This window comes from Billgrantia hypersalina, assembly GCF_052584175.1.
In genome coordinates this window covers 429,381-442,334 of record NZ_JBMIQI010000018.1, presented here as the reverse complement: position 1 = coordinate 442,334, position 12,954 = coordinate 429,381, and the positions used below count along the sequence as shown (strand labels likewise).

Genomic DNA, 12,954 nt, shown 5'->3' with positions numbered 1-12,954 from the left:
TCGACCGTCGTGCGGTCAATTGACGGCAGCGATGGCCTTGGCCAGGTAGGGCAGGTTCTCGTGCGAGAAACCGGCCACGTTGGCACGGCCCGAGCGGACCATATAGATGCCGAACTCGTCGCGCAGGCGGTCGACCTGCTCCGGCTGCAGGCCGGTATAGGAGAACATGCCGCGCTGTTCGGCCACGCAGGCATATTTCTGGTCGAGCCCGTAGGGCTTCAGGGCTTCGACGAAATCCCGGCGCAGGGTATTGATGCGGTCGCGCATCTCGGTGAGTTCCTCGCGCCACAGGGCGGCCAGCTCGGCGGAGCGGAGAATCTCGCTAACGATGGCACCGCCATGGGCCGGCGGATTGGAGTAATTCTCGCGAGCCACGATCGCCACCTGTGAGCGCACGTTCTCCATCTGCTCCTTGTTCTTCGCCACCATGATCAGGCAGCCGGTGCGCTCGCAGTAGATACCGAAGTTCTTGGAGCAGGAGCTGGTGATGATTACCTCGTCGAGATTCTCGGCCATCAGGCGGACGCCATAGGCATCTTCGTCGAGCCCTTCGCCGAAGCCCTGATAGGCGAAGTCGATCAGCGGCAGCAGGCTGCGTTCGCGGACCACTTCAAGAATCTGTTGCCACTGGTCACGGTTCAGGTCGAAACCGGTGGGGTTGTGGCAGCAAGCATGCAAGACGATGACGTCGCCGGCGGGAATCTGCTTCACGGCCTTCAGCATGCCGTCGAAATCGAGGCGGTTCTCGGCGTCCACGTAGGGGTACTTGTGAAGTTCGATGCCGGCGGCGGTGAAGATACCGTGATGGTTCGGCCAGGTGGGGTTGCTCACCCAGATGCCTTTGCCGGGAAGCTGGGCACTGATGAAGTCGGCTGCCAGTCTTAGTGCGCCGGTACCGCCTGGCGACTGGGTGGCACTGGCGCGACCGCCGGCGAGTACCTGCGAACTTTCGCCGAGCACCATCGGCAGGACTACCTCGCCGTACTCGGGAGCGCCATGGGAGCCGATGTAGGTCTTGGTGGTTTCGTTCTTGAGCAGCAGGGCCTCGGCTTCCTTGACGGCGCGCATCACAGGCGTGTTGCCCTGGGCGTCCTTGTAGACACCGACGCCGAGATCGACCTTCTGAGGATTGGTATCCTTCTTGAATGCCTCGATCAGGCCGAGGATGGCGTCCCCGGGTACCCGCTCAATATGTTCGAACATTTATTTCGCTACCTCGTCGGTTCTGGCGGCAAGTAGGGGTAATCGTGGCGATGCTGGGCCTCTCGACACGCATGCCCCGTTCCCTTTACATCATGCCATCGCCTAAGGCAATCTGCCACTCGACCCACGGCGGGTCGGAACGCAATCAGTCGCTGACGACACGGTTGCGGCCGCGGTGCTTGGCGGCGTAGAGGCTGCGGTCGGCCTTGTCGATCAGGGTGTCCCGCGGTTCCCCCAGTCGGTATTCGGCGAGACCGATACTGGCCGTGACCTGGCCGGCCGAGATGCCGAAATCGTGCTCCGCTATGGCGCTACGTAGCCGTTCGGCAAGGGGGAAGCTGGCCACGATCGGTGTCAGCGGCAGTACAACGGCGAATTCTTCACCGCCGAGACGACCGATGACGTCCTCTTCGCGCAGCAACTTTTGGCACAGGCTGGCAAATTCCGCCAGGACCTGGTCGCCCTGCAGGTGCCCCCAAGTGTCATTCACACGCTTGAAATGATCCAGATCGATCAGCATCAGCGACAGTGGGCTTGCGTGGCGGTTGCTCCTGGCGATCTCCTCGTCCAGCCGAGTCATCAGCCGGCGGCGATTGGCCAGTCCGGTCAGGTCGTCGGTATCGGAGAGCCGACGCAGCCGGGCCTCCTCGGACATCTGTTCGGTAATGTCTATCATCAGCCCGTGCCAGAGTACGCCGGTCGTCGAGTCCTCGGGTTGGGCGCGCAGGGCAACCCAGCGGCAGTGGCGGCGCGACAGGCGCAGGCGAAACTTGGTGGCAATCGGAATGCGCCAGCGCGCCGAGCGCTCTATGGCCGCCATGACGCGCGGATAGTCTTCGGCGTCCAGGCGGTCGAGCATATGACGCGCGTCCCGTCCCAGGTCGTTGCGGTCGATTCCAGGCAGACCGGTACCGCTTCCGGCCAGGTAGGGGAAGTGCATGTGACCGCTATGGTCACGATGGAACTGAAAGATGACGCCAGGCAGGCGTTCGGCGAAGTCACGCATGCTAACCGGCTCATTCAGACCCCCACCCGTCATGGCATTGTCTTCAGGCATGCGGGTGTCCCTTGTTCCCTGCTGTTGCAGGCGCAATCGTGCTGTTGTTCTTAACGGCTCATGATATTGACGGCTCGGTGCATTGCCGTAGGCATGCATGGCTTCGTGAAAGCGACCTGCATCAGGGAAGAGCCGTTGGACGAAGGCCTAATATACGATGTAACAGTGCGTAAATCACCTGCTGAAAGGTGTAGGAGATTGACGACACCTTCTGTAAGCCCCCTTTGCTGAGCATGCATGGACGCTAGCGCGGGGCGTCGTAGCGTTGTGCCCGCTCGTGAGAGAACACCACCTGCCAGAGCTGGATCTCCCGGGCGCGAAAGGCGCCGGCGCATACTGAAAGGTAGTAGCGGAACATGCGTCGGATGCGATCGCTGTAGCGTTCGGCGATCTCGTGCCAGTGAGCATCGAAATTGTCGCGCCAGGCCATGAGGGTCCTGTCGTAGTCCGGACCGAAGTTTTGCCAATCCTCGAGCAGCAGCAGGCCCTCGCTGGCATCGGCGATGTGGCGGGCCGAAGGCAGCACGCCGTTGGGGAAGATATAGCGGTCGATCCAGGGGTCTACGCTGATCTCGGAGCTATTCGAGCCGATGGTGTGCAACAGGAATAGTCCGCCTTCTGCCAGCAACTTCTCTACGGTCTGGAAGTAGACGCCATAGTTGCGATGGCCGACATGCTCGAACATGCCGATCGAGACGATGCGATCGAAGCTACCGCTCAGTTCCCGGTAGTCCTTGAGCTCGATGGTCACGGGTAAGCCGGCGCAACGCTCGCGGGCCAGTTCAGCCTGTTCCCTAGAAATGGTGATGCCGGTGACGGTGACACCGTAGTGGCGGGCGGCGTATTCGGCGAAACTGCCCCAGCCGCAACCGATGTCGAGTACGTGCATGTTGGGGCGCAGTTCCAGCTTGCGGCAGACCAAGTCCAGCTTGGCAAGTTGAGCCTCGTGTAGCGTTCGGGCCTCCTTCCAGTAGCCGCAGGAGTAGCACATCGTAGGATCGAGCATGCGCTCGAACAGGTCGTTGCCGAGATCGTAATGCGCTTCACCGACGATGTAGGCGCGCGCCTTGCTTTGCAGATTGAGCAGCCCGGCCTGGAGGCGGTACATGATGCGGTCCGACGGCGGGCGGGCGCGCTCGCCGAGACCATGCCGGAGAAGGTGGTACGCCAGCTCGTCGATACTGTCGCTCTCCCACCAGCCATCCATATAGGATTCCCCCAGCCCGAGGGAGCCTTGCCGCAGAATGCGGGAACAGAAATCGGGATGGTAGATCTGTGGATCCCAGCGGGCGTCGCCATTCAGGGTGACGCCCGAGCCCTCGAGCAGTGAGGTTAAAACGCGCTGGGCTCGATTGTCGGGTAATACGATGGGGCCGATGCGTTGTTCACTTGTCATGGAGTCCTCCTGGTCCATCGGCTCGGGGTAGGGCGGATGATCCGCATACGCTGGGCGAAACGCATCTCGCGGGCGCCATAACATACGTTAGGTAGAGCATAGACCACGCTGTGACGAACGGTTAACCGGCTGGGACTGTTATAATCGTTGCCCCAGTCTGCCGCCGGAGCCCTTCAACGTGTCTTGTCAATCCCCGCTGATCATCGCCCTCGACCACCCCTCGCTCGATGCCGCCCTGTGTCTGGCAGATCGCCTCGATCCCGAACGCTGCCGCGTCAAGGTCGGCAAGGAGCTGTTCACACGCAGTGGTCCTGAAGTCATCGAGGCGCTGCATGGACGCGGTTTTCAGCTATTTCTCGACCTCAAGTTCCATGACATCCCCAACACCGTGGCCGGGGCCGTTCAGGCGGCTGCCGAGCAGGGCGTATGGATGGTCAACGTACACGCCGGCGGCGGACGGCGAATGATGGAGGCCGCGCGCGAGCGGCTCGATCGTCATGGCTTGAAGACGCGACTGATTGCCGTGACGGTACTGACCAGTATGACGGCGGAGGATCTCGTGGAAGTGGGCGTCGCGGCGGAACCGATGGCGCACGTCGAACGGTTGGCCTTGCTGTCCCGGCAATGCGGCATGGACGGTGTGGTCTGCTCAGCCCATGAGGCCGCGCGGCTGCGTCAACTCTGCGGTGACGGTTTCCTCAAGGTAACGCCGGGAATCAGGCCCGCCAATACCGTTCATGGCGACCAGAAGCGGGTAATGACGCCGAGCGAGGCCATGGCGGCAGGCAGCACGCATTTGGTGATCGGCCGGCCGGTCACCCAGGCGGAAGATCCGATGGCAGCGTTGGCGCTCATCGAGCAGGAGCTCGCTGCCAGCTAGGCGTTATTCCCCTTCAATACCCGTGATGGGGCGCGTCGTGCCCCAGCTACGACAGCTGGGGCACTGCCAGTGCAGGGGTTGGCCAGCGAAGCCGCAGCGCTGGCAGCGATGTCGAGGGCGAGCCGCCAGCAGCGTGTGGGTGTGTTGCTTGAGCAGCTGCAGGCGGCTGTCTGGCGTGCCCCGCTCCTGCTGCTGGTACTGGTAGAGGTCGAGCAAATAGTCGAGCGCACCCAGGCTGGGGGCTCGGTTGAGCTGCTCGCTGACCAGCTCGATGGCGGCCTGCAGCCCCAGCCGGCGGCGCTGGGCCTCCGCCAGCATGATGATGAGACTGGTGACATGGGCGCGCTCGAGCAACCCTTCCAGGCACGCCACCAGGCCCGCTTCGTTATCCAGCATCAGGTAGGCGTGGCGAAGCGGTTCCAGCACAATCGGCATCATATCGAGGTCCTGGTCCGGTATTCGCATGAGGATGCGGATGGCCTCGTGGTACTGCGCCGTGTCCTGGGCCAGCGCCGCCAACAGCAAGTTGGCGCGTACACAGCGTGGGTCGATGGCAAGCGCCCGCCTCAGGTGCTTGCGGGCCAGGCCCGGGCTTGCCGAGTGGCGCTCCTGGTCGGCCAGTTCACATAGCCAGTGGGCGGCTGCGCGGCGGATGTCCTCGTGCTGCCGAACGAGGTTGGGATAGGCCACGTCGAAGGCCGCTTGCCACTCCCTTTCGCGATCGAAGAGGTCGGCCAACAGGCGCTTGGCGGCATGGCGAATGTCGTCGTGGTAGGAGTCGCGTACCAACTGCTGAAGCAGCCTCTCGCTGCGGTCGAACAGGCCGAGATGCAGGAAGTCGCGCGAGAGTTCCAGCTGTACCTGGTCGCTCTGAAGGACGGTCAGCGTAGGGCGGGCCAGCAGGTTCTGGTGGATCTTGACGGCGCGATCGGCTTCGCCCCGGGTGCGAAAAAGGTTGCCCAGGGTGATGTGGGTATCGACGGTTTCGCTGTTCACCTCGAGTGCGGCGACAAAGGTTTCGATGGCGCGATCGGGTTGCTCGTTGAGCAGGTAGTTCAGACCGACGAAATAATCCCGCGACAGCGTATTTTGTGGTGCGGGATCGTGGCTACCCTGGCGCTCACGTCGGCCTAGCCACCAGCCAATGGCAACGGCCGCCACCAGCAGGGCAAGCAGCAGGGCATCGGGCATTTAGGGCAGTTCCTTGAGCTCCTGAACGCGAAGCCGGTCGAGTTCCTTGCGCTGCTGTCGATTCAGGCGCTGGGCGCGCGAGAGCGCAGTACGTAGCCTCAGCCAGACGCCTGTCATCGCCAGCATGCCCAGTACCACACCGCAGACCAGGGCGGCCAGGAGCCAGACGGAGAGCGATATGGCCGGCAGCTCTATCCAGATCAGGTTGAGCGGTACCGTCTGCTGGTTGTTGACGGCGAAGAGTATGCCGACAAGCAGTACCGCCAGCAGGATGATGGCCAGGATCAGGCCTTTGAGCCAACGCATGAGTTTATCCCTTGTGAATGACGAAAGAATTAATAGCCTAGGGCGCGGCTGGCATTGACCTGCTCGCGGAGCTCCTTGCCGGGCTTGAAGTGTGGCACGAACTTGCCCTCCAGTTCGACCGGATCGCCGGTCTTGGGGTTGCGGCCGATGCGCGGCTCCCGGTAATGCAGGGAAAAGCTGCCGAATCCTCTGATCTCGACCCGCCCCCCTTCGGCCAGGGTGTCGGTGATGTCATCGAGAATCAGGCGAACCGCGGATTCGACTTCCTTGATCGAAAGCTCAGGCTGTCGCATGGCAATCTGTTCGATCAATTCTGATTTGGTCATCGGGTCATCTCCAGGCGATTCCCGGTCCGGTGGGACCTAGGCGGCATTCTTATTCTTTCGTCAGCATACTGCGCAAATCGTGATAAAACAACGCACTACGACCATGGTCAAGAAAAGGCCGCAAAGTGGGGCGGAGCACTGCCCGATTTCTTCGGGTCCGGTATACTGGTTTTCCATTCATTCGTACCACCGAGGCCGACGTTGAGCGAAGCGAATACTCCGGATGATACTGCCCTGCGCAAGCGGCTCTATTGGCACTCTCGGCGCGGGATGTGGGAACTCGACCTGCTGCTGATACCTTTCCTCGAGCACTGCTATGACCAGCTTGATGCCGAGGATCAGGCGGCCTATCGGACCCTGATCGAGGGTGAGGATCAGGATCTGTTCGCCTGGCTGATGCAGCGGGAGCCGCCGGCCCCGTCCTTTGAGCGTATCGTGACCCTGATCCAGCAGCATGCCGAGAACGCAGACAACGATCCGCGTCGTCCCGTCTAAACTGGCCTGGGGCTGTCAATTCCTGCTGGCCTTGGCTGTCAGTGGGGTGGTGCTGAGCCACGCGCCTGGCTGGCTGGAGCTGTTGGCCCTTGCGTGGCTGGTGCCGCTGGGCTGGTGGCTCTGGCACGATCAGGAGCGTGGCGAACTGCACGGGGAGCCGGAGCCTGGTGGAGGCTGGCGCTGGTCGTGGCAACCCGCCTCGGCAACCGAGGCGCAACCGGTCGAGTTGCGCTGCGCCTACCTGGGCCCTTGGCTGGTCGCCATTGATATCGAGGGGAGCCGGATATGGCTCTGGCCTGACAGTGCGCCGCGTGACATGCTGCGTGAGCTTCGGTGCGTCCTGCTCCGCTGAGTTGGCAAAGCAGGTTGGCTTTCAGGCCGGGGCCGGCCGGTGCAGGTCGTCCAGATGCAGTCGCGAGGGTTGCGGTGCCAGGCCGCCAGGCGCGTGGTGAGGGCAGTCAGGATTGTAATGCAGGCCACGCGATTCACGCCGCATCCGTGCCGCCAATACGGTCAGGCGAGCCAGGCGAAGGGCGTGCCACAGGCTTGCCAGATTCAGATTGAGAGGGGTTTCCTCGATGGCGGCCTGGACGTCTTGCGCCAGTGCTGACAGTTCGTTAGCTGCCACGTCCAGCCCGGCGTCGCGACGAACGATCGCGACATGGCGGCTCATCGTGTCGCGCAGGGTGGCGCGCCACTGCTGAATGCGCTGGGTATCCACCGCTTTTCCTTCCGATTCGTTCGGTGCCAGCGGCGTCGTGTTGGGGGCGACGCAGGTCGCCAGTTTCTCGGCGCAGCTTCGCGCGTATACCAGGCATTCCAGCAGTGAATTGCTGGCCATGCGATTGGCGCCGTGTAGCCCGGTACAAGCGACTTCACCGACCGCATGGAGGTGCGGCACGCTGGTGCTGCCATCGAGGTCAGTGGCAACGCCACCGCAGCTATAGTGGGCGGCGGGCACGACGGGGATCGGCTGTTGCGTGATGTCGAGACCGCGGCCAAGACAGTGCGCGTGAATGGTGGGAAAGTGATGGCGAATGGCTTCGTCGCCGAGATGGGTCACATCCAGCCAGACATGAGGTGAACCGGTGCGCTGCATCTCGGCGTCGATGGCGCGAGCGACAATGTCCCGTGGTGCCAGCTCGGCGCGCTCGTCCCGCTCCGGCATGAAACGTCGTCCGTCGGTGCTGAAGAGTCGCCCACCTTCGCCGCGGACCGCTTCGCTGATAAGGAAGGGAGGGCCTTCCGGATCGTAGAGACAAGTTGGGTGGAACTGCTGGAACTCGAGGTTCATCAGCTCGGCACCCAGCTCGGCGGCCATCATCATGCCCTCGCCGCTGGCCGGGTGCGGGCTGGTGGTGTGGCGGTAGATGCCGCTGGCGCCCCCGGTGGCCAGTACCGTATCGCCGGCGAGCAGTTCCTGCAGCCTACCGTTTCGGTCCAGGCAGCGAGCGCCGCGGCACCGGCCTTCGGCATCGGACAGCAGGCCGAAGGCCACCAGGTCGTCGCGGATCGTGATCGCCGGCTGGGTCTGTGCATGACGCTTGAGTGTATCCAGCACGGCACGCCCCGTGGCATCTTCGGCATGAATGATGCGACGTGCGCCGTGCCCGCCTTCGCGGGTCAGATGGTAGGGGTAGCTGGCGGACGGACTGGTGTCGCGTGTGAATGGCACACCAAGCGACAGCAGCCATTCGATGGCCCCTGGGCCCTGCTCGACGGTGAAGCGCACAGCGCGCTCGTCGCAAAGCCCATCGCCAGCCACCAGCGTATCCGCCACGTGGGCCTCGAAGTCGTCCTGAGGGGAGAGTACCGCCGCTATCCCGCCCTGGGCCCAGCGGCTAGCGCCCTGCTCGTCGCTGGCGGGGCGTACCAAGGTGACACGGCGCGTTCCGGCAACGTGCAGGGCCAGGGTCAGGCCGGCAACGCCGCCGCCGATGATAAGCACGTCGTGTTCGCTACGGGCCTGTCTGATAGGGACCATGCGCATTCTCGCTGAAGCCTTCTGCGTCAGCCAGCATGCCGTATAAGGTGGTCGGCTGGATAGGCGCGAGAGGATAGCGAAGAGTCTGGTGCCCGGAGCCGGGCTCGAACCGGCACGGTGTTGCCACCGAGAGATTTTAAGTCTCTTGCGTCTACCAATTTCGCCATCCGGGCGGCACGGTTTCGAGCAGGCAGCTGAAAGGAAACAGGAATGGAGGCTGGAGTCGGAATCGAACCGGCGTACACGGAGTTGCAGTCCGCTGCATAACCACTCTGCCATCCAGCCTCGATGAGTCACATTGGAGCGGGAAAGGAGATTCGAACTCCCGACCCTCGCCTTGGCAAGGCGATGCTCTACCACTGAGCTATTCCCGCTTGACTCGAGTGCGAATTATACGGATAAGCTCGCTGTTGTCAATCACTTGGTGGCGAGTGGTGGCTTGCGTTTACATCGAGCGAGACAGGTGGGGCCAAGCGGCGCGGAGGTACATGATCATCGACCAGAGCGTCATGATGGCGGCGACATGCAGGGTGAGAACCCCCACCAAAGCAAGCTGTGTGCCTGGTGCAAAGGCCAGCAGCAGTAGCAGGGCAATCATCTGCAGCGTCGTCTTCACCTTGCCCAGCCATGAGACGGCGACGCTACCCCGCTTGCCCATTTCGGCCATCCACTCGCGGAGTGCCGAGATCACGATCTCGCGACCGATGATGACCAGTGCCGGCAGGGTCAGCCAGATGCTGTCGAAGCGCTCGATGAGCAGTGCAAGGGCAACGGCCACCATCAACTTGTCCGCGACCGGGTCGAGGAAGGCCCCGAACGGTGTGGATTGGTTCCAGCGTCGTGCCAGGTAGCCGTCGAGCCAATCCGTCACCGCGGCCAGGGCGAACAGGCCTGCCGCGACGGGCATGCTCCACGAATAGGGGAGATAGACGAACACCACCAGCAGCGGAATGAAGGCGATTCTTGCCAGCGTCAGGATGTTGGGGATGTTCATTGACGAGGGGTCCTTGCCGAGGGTCACGAAAGCCGAGGTGGCCCATTCTATCTGCACCGGCCGCTATCATCCATGCAGCGAACGATGTATCGCGTCGGCCAGGGCGGCACTGATGCCCGGAACGCGTGCCAGCTCTTCACGGCTGGCTCGCTTGACACCCTGCATGCCACCGAAAAAGCGCAGCAGCTCACGCCGCCGCTTGGGTCCGATGCCGGCAATGTCCTCCAGAGCGGAGCTGCGCCGGGCCTTGTCGCGGCGGTTTCGATGTCCGGTGATGGCAAAGCGGTGGGCCTCGTCGCGCACGTGCTGAATCAAGTGCAGGGCGGGTGAGGCCGCCGGAAGGTCGAGGGTACGGTCGATGGTTTCGATGAATAGCGTTTCGAGCCCGGCCTTGCGCGTGGTGCCCTTGGCCACGCCGAGCAGCCGAATGTGGTAGAGGCCCAGCTCGCCTAGCACGTCGCGCGCCAGGTTGAGCTGCCCCTTGCCGCCGTCCAGTAGCAGTACATCGGGCGCGATACCTTCCCCTTCCGCCAGGCGCCGGAATCGCCGGCTGAGCGCCTGACGCATGGCGGCGTAGTCGTCGCCTGCGGTCACGCCTTCGATATTGAAGCGGCGGTAGTCCGATTTTCGCGGGCCGTTGCGATCGAATACCACGCACGAGGCGACTGTCGCCTCGCCGTGGCTGTGGCTGATGTCGAAGCACTCGAGCCTCTCGGGCGCCGCGTCCAATGCCAGCGCCTCTCGCAGCGAGTCGAAGCGGCGATCGAGCTCGCTCTGGCTGGCCAGACGGCTGGCCAGCTGCTGTTCGGCGTTGGTCCTGGCCAGCTCGAGCCACTGGCTACGGTGGCCGCGTACCTTGTGCGTCACACGTACGCGTCGCTCGGCGCGACTGCTCAGGGCGCTTTCCAGTATGTCGCTGTCGGGAAGCGGCAGGCTGGCGATGACCTCGCGCGGTATTTCGCGTTCCTGGCCGAGATAGTACTGACTGACGAATTCACCCAGCAGCTCGGTGGCCTCGAGACCCAGCCCATTGTCCGGCGAGTGGTGGCGAGCGCCCAGCAGGCGGCCTTGGCGTATCGCCAACACGGAGATGCAGAGGGCGCCTTCCCGTTCGGCCAGGGCGAAGGCATCGGCGTCGCCACCTTCGGTGTCGACGAACTGGCGATGCTGTAGCTGGCGCAGGTGCTGTATCTGATCGCGCAGGCGGGCGGCATCCTCGAAGGCCAGGTTGCGGCTGGCGGTCTCCATGGCTTCGGTCAATTCTTCAGTGACCTGCTCGCTACGCCCTTCGAGGCACATGACCGCATGCTCCAGGTCGCGACGGTAGTCGCCTTCGCTGATGTAGCCCACGCAGGGCGCGCTACAGCGCTGTATCTGGTACTGCAGGCAGGGGCGCGTGCGATGCGAGAAGACGCTGTCCTCGCAGTTGCGTATGCGAAAGATCTTCTGCATCAGCGAAAGGCTTTCCCGCACCGCGCCGCTGCTGGGGTACGGACCCAGGTAGCGACCATCCTCGTGGCGCCTGCGGGCACGCTTGTACTCCAGCGCAGGGTAGGGGTGGCGATCGCTGACGAAGACGAAGGGGTAGGACTTGTCATCGCGCAGCAGGATGTTATAAGGCGGGCGCAGTTCCTTGATCAGGGTCTGCTCTAGCAGCAGGGCCTCGATTTCGCTACGCGTGACCGTGACCTGGACGTCCGCGATGCGGGACACCATGGCTTGGGTCTTGGCGTTGTGTGCGCCGCGAAAGTAGCTGGCCAGGCGGGCTTTCAGCCGCTTGGCCTTGCCTACGTAGAGCGTATCGCCGCACTCGTCCAGCATCCGGTAGATTCCCGGCGACTGGGTGAGGTTGGCGAGGAACAGCCGTGAATCGAAGGTCATGGCGTCCTGGCGATGTGACAGAGGGACAAGGGCATGATGAGGAAGCTTACCTGGCGCGACCGCTCAGCTGGTGGTGTCGAACCCTTCGACCAGGCCGTGCTTCAGCCCCAGGTGGGTCAGTTCAACGTCGGTCTGGACTCCCAGCTTCTCGAAGATGCGGTAGCGATAGGTATTGACGGTCTTGGGACTGAGAAATAGCCGATCCGAGATCTCCGAGACCCGCTGGCAGTTGACGATCATCATGGCGACCTGGAGCTCACGCTGGGAGAGCTGGTCGAAGGGATTCTCTTCCGAGTCGAAGCGGGACAGCACCAGGCGCTGGGCAATATCGGGGCTGATGTAACGGTGCCCGGCAAAGACGCTGCGAATGGCCTCGACCATGTCTGCGACCTGCGTATCCTTGCTGATGAACCCTCCGGCCCCGGCCTCCAGCATGCGCTGGGCGAAATTGTCCTCCATGAAGCCGGTCAAGGCCAGGATGCGTACATCGGAACTGTTGCGCATGATCTTGCGCGTGGCTTCGAGGCCGCCGATACCCGGCATCCGGAGATCCATCAGTACCACGTCGGGCTCCAGCTTGCGGCAGAGGGTGATGGCTTCTTCGCCACTGGCGGCTTCGCCCAGTACCTCTATGTCTTCTTCATTCTCGAGCAAGCGGGCGAGACTGGTTCGAACCAGATGATGGTCATCGACAATGAGCACCTTGATCAAGGCTGACATTCCTCGTCATTACGGAAGCTGGCGGCGTCGAGCAGGCGCGCCGCGGAGCTTGGAAACGGATCCCGCGATGCACTATCGGGTGAACCCCTGGGTGTTTCAGGTAAGCTTGCCATACTCATCGGGCAAGGGAAATTGGATGAGTATACCGTTTCCCAATATCTCAGCAACGAGGCGGGCTCTACTAAGTACGAGTCTTGACGAACAGGATCGCAATGGGTAAGATTCGCCTCGTTCTCGCAAGGCGGGAACGTGTGGGGCCTTAGCTCAGCTGGGAGAGCGCAACACTGGCAGTGTTGAGGTCAGCGGTTCGATCCCGCTAGGCTCCACCAACAAGTTTCGAAGAATCAGCCGCCTGGCGCATCGCGCCAGGCGGCTTTTTCGTTTCTGCTCTCAGCGCCAGTCACCGTTCCTATCTCCTGTTTGGGACGTTTGGCTTCGGGGCCAGGCTCAAAGCCGACTCGGATCGCTGAGCCTTTTCCCCGTCGCGCGGCTACGTTGGAAGGACGACGCCATAGGTTATG

At 62.8% G+C, this 12,954-nt stretch carries 13 protein-coding genes and 4 tRNA genes; 4 read left to right on the top strand and 13 right to left on the bottom strand.

What is annotated here, in order from left to right; genetic code table 11:
- Positions 1-15 precede the first annotated feature (15 nt).
- The 3 genes from ACOJCM_RS16595 to cfa all read right to left on the bottom strand — a co-directional run bounded on the left by ACOJCM_RS16595 (position 16) and on the right by cfa (position 3,656).
- Positions 16-1,203, bottom strand: coding sequence for an amino acid aminotransferase (locus ACOJCM_RS16595; RefSeq protein ID WP_445213178.1), 1,188 nt, complete (start codon positions 1,201-1,203; stop codon positions 16-18).
- 145 nt (positions 1,204-1,348) lie between these two features.
- The gene (locus ACOJCM_RS16590; RefSeq protein ID WP_445213177.1) at positions 1,349-2,260 is read right to left on the bottom strand and encodes a GGDEF domain-containing protein; all 912 of its coding nucleotides are present in this window, start codon (positions 2,258-2,260) and stop codon (positions 1,349-1,351) included.
- Between the two features lie 244 nt (positions 2,261-2,504).
- Entirely contained in the window at positions 2,505-3,656 is a 1,152-nt protein-coding gene (gene cfa / locus ACOJCM_RS16585) for a cyclopropane fatty acyl phospholipid synthase (RefSeq protein ID WP_445213176.1), read from the bottom strand.
- 178 nt (positions 3,657-3,834) lie between these two features.
- Here cfa and pyrF point away from each other — a divergent pair, with 178 nt between their 5' ends.
- Complete coding sequence (gene pyrF, locus ACOJCM_RS16580; protein ID WP_445213175.1) at positions 3,835-4,536, top strand: orotidine-5'-phosphate decarboxylase; 702 nt, start codon at positions 3,835-3,837, stop codon at positions 4,534-4,536.
- Between the two features lie 3 nt (positions 4,537-4,539).
- On the opposite strand, the gene lapB is transcribed toward pyrF, so the two are convergent.
- From lapB to ACOJCM_RS16565, 3 genes are read right to left on the bottom strand one after another with little or no spacing between them, the layout of a single operon-like run.
- Complete coding sequence (gene lapB, locus ACOJCM_RS16575; protein WP_445213174.1) at positions 4,540-5,727, bottom strand: lipopolysaccharide assembly protein LapB; 1,188 nt, start codon at positions 5,725-5,727, stop codon at positions 4,540-4,542.
- Complete coding sequence (locus tag ACOJCM_RS16570; RefSeq protein ID WP_445213173.1) at positions 5,728-6,033, bottom strand: LapA family protein; 306 nt, start codon at positions 6,031-6,033, stop codon at positions 5,728-5,730.
- Positions 6,034-6,062: 29 nt separating this feature from the next.
- Positions 6,063-6,359 (bottom strand): integration host factor subunit beta, encoded by a 297-nt coding sequence (locus ACOJCM_RS16565; protein WP_445213172.1) that lies wholly within the window; start codon positions 6,357-6,359, stop codon positions 6,063-6,065.
- A gap of 201 nt (positions 6,360-6,560) precedes the next feature.
- Between ACOJCM_RS16565 and ACOJCM_RS16560 the strand changes: the two genes are divergently transcribed.
- Entirely contained in the window at positions 6,561-6,854 is a 294-nt protein-coding gene (locus ACOJCM_RS16560; protein WP_445213171.1) for an FAD assembly factor SdhE, read from the top strand.
- Positions 6,814-7,206: a hypothetical protein gene (locus ACOJCM_RS16555; protein ID WP_445213170.1), complete on the top strand. Its 393-nt coding sequence runs from the start codon at positions 6,814-6,816 to the stop codon at positions 7,204-7,206. Before ACOJCM_RS16560 ends, ACOJCM_RS16555 begins: the two co-directional genes overlap by 41 nt.
- A gap of 21 nt (positions 7,207-7,227) precedes the next feature.
- Here the strand turns inward: ACOJCM_RS16555 and nadB are convergent, their stop codons facing one another.
- From nadB to uvrY, 7 genes are all read right to left on the bottom strand, one after another.
- The gene (nadB, locus tag ACOJCM_RS16550; protein ID WP_445213169.1) at positions 7,228-8,838 is read right to left on the bottom strand and encodes an L-aspartate oxidase; all 1,611 of its coding nucleotides are present in this window, start codon (positions 8,836-8,838) and stop codon (positions 7,228-7,230) included.
- An 86-nt stretch (positions 8,839-8,924) separates the two neighbouring features.
- Positions 8,925-9,011: transfer RNA gene (locus ACOJCM_RS16545), tRNA-Leu, on the bottom strand.
- Positions 9,012-9,049: 38 nt separating this feature from the next.
- Positions 9,050-9,123, bottom strand: a tRNA-Cys gene (locus tag ACOJCM_RS16540).
- A gap of 14 nt (positions 9,124-9,137) precedes the next feature.
- Positions 9,138-9,212 (bottom strand) — tRNA-Gly (locus ACOJCM_RS16535).
- A gap of 71 nt (positions 9,213-9,283) precedes the next feature.
- On the bottom strand, positions 9,284-9,832 hold the full coding sequence (pgsA, locus tag ACOJCM_RS16530; protein WP_445213168.1) for a CDP-diacylglycerol--glycerol-3-phosphate 3-phosphatidyltransferase: 549 nt from the start codon (positions 9,830-9,832) through the stop codon (positions 9,284-9,286).
- A gap of 66 nt (positions 9,833-9,898) precedes the next feature.
- Positions 9,899-11,713, bottom strand: coding sequence for an excinuclease ABC subunit UvrC (uvrC, locus tag ACOJCM_RS16525; protein WP_445213167.1), 1,815 nt, complete (start codon positions 11,711-11,713; stop codon positions 9,899-9,901).
- A gap of 63 nt (positions 11,714-11,776) precedes the next feature.
- Positions 11,777-12,424 carry a UvrY/SirA/GacA family response regulator transcription factor gene (gene uvrY, locus ACOJCM_RS16520; RefSeq protein WP_445213166.1) on the bottom strand — a complete coding sequence of 216 codons (648 nt, stop codon included), beginning with the start codon at positions 12,422-12,424 and terminating at the stop codon, positions 11,777-11,779.
- Between the two features lie 262 nt (positions 12,425-12,686).
- On the opposite strand from uvrY, the gene ACOJCM_RS16515 reads away from it, so the two are divergent.
- Positions 12,687-12,762: transfer RNA gene (locus ACOJCM_RS16515), tRNA-Ala, on the top strand.
- The last annotated feature ends 192 nt before the right edge of the window (positions 12,763-12,954 follow it).

Excerpts from the sequence above, each read along its gene's own strand:
- ACOJCM_RS16595 (WP_445213178.1), bottom strand. The coding sequence starts at position 1,203 with ATGTTCGAACATATTGAGCGGGTACCCGGGGACGCCATCCTCGGCCTG.
- ACOJCM_RS16590 (WP_445213177.1), bottom strand. The coding sequence starts at position 2,260 with ATGCCTGAAGACAATGCCATGACGGGTGGGGGTCTGAATGAGCCGGTT.
- cfa (WP_445213176.1), bottom strand. The coding sequence starts at position 3,656 with ATGACAAGTGAACAACGCATCGGCCCCATCGTATTACCCGACAATCGA.
- lapB (WP_445213174.1), bottom strand. The coding sequence starts at position 5,727 with ATGCCCGATGCCCTGCTGCTTGCCCTGCTGGTGGCGGCCGTTGCCATT.
- ACOJCM_RS16570 (WP_445213173.1), bottom strand. The coding sequence starts at position 6,033 with ATGCGTTGGCTCAAAGGCCTGATCCTGGCCATCATCCTGCTGGCGGTA.
- ACOJCM_RS16565 (WP_445213172.1), bottom strand. The coding sequence starts at position 6,359 with ATGACCAAATCAGAATTGATCGAACAGATTGCCATGCGACAGCCTGAG.
- ACOJCM_RS16555 (WP_445213170.1), top strand. The coding sequence starts at position 6,814 with ATGCCGAGAACGCAGACAACGATCCGCGTCGTCCCGTCTAAACTGGCC.
- nadB (WP_445213169.1), bottom strand. The coding sequence starts at position 8,838 with ATGGTCCCTATCAGACAGGCCCGTAGCGAACACGACGTGCTTATCATC.
- pgsA (WP_445213168.1), bottom strand. The coding sequence starts at position 9,832 with ATGAACATCCCCAACATCCTGACGCTGGCAAGAATCGCCTTCATTCCG.
- uvrC (WP_445213167.1), bottom strand. The coding sequence starts at position 11,713 with ATGACCTTCGATTCACGGCTGTTCCTCGCCAACCTCACCCAGTCGCCG.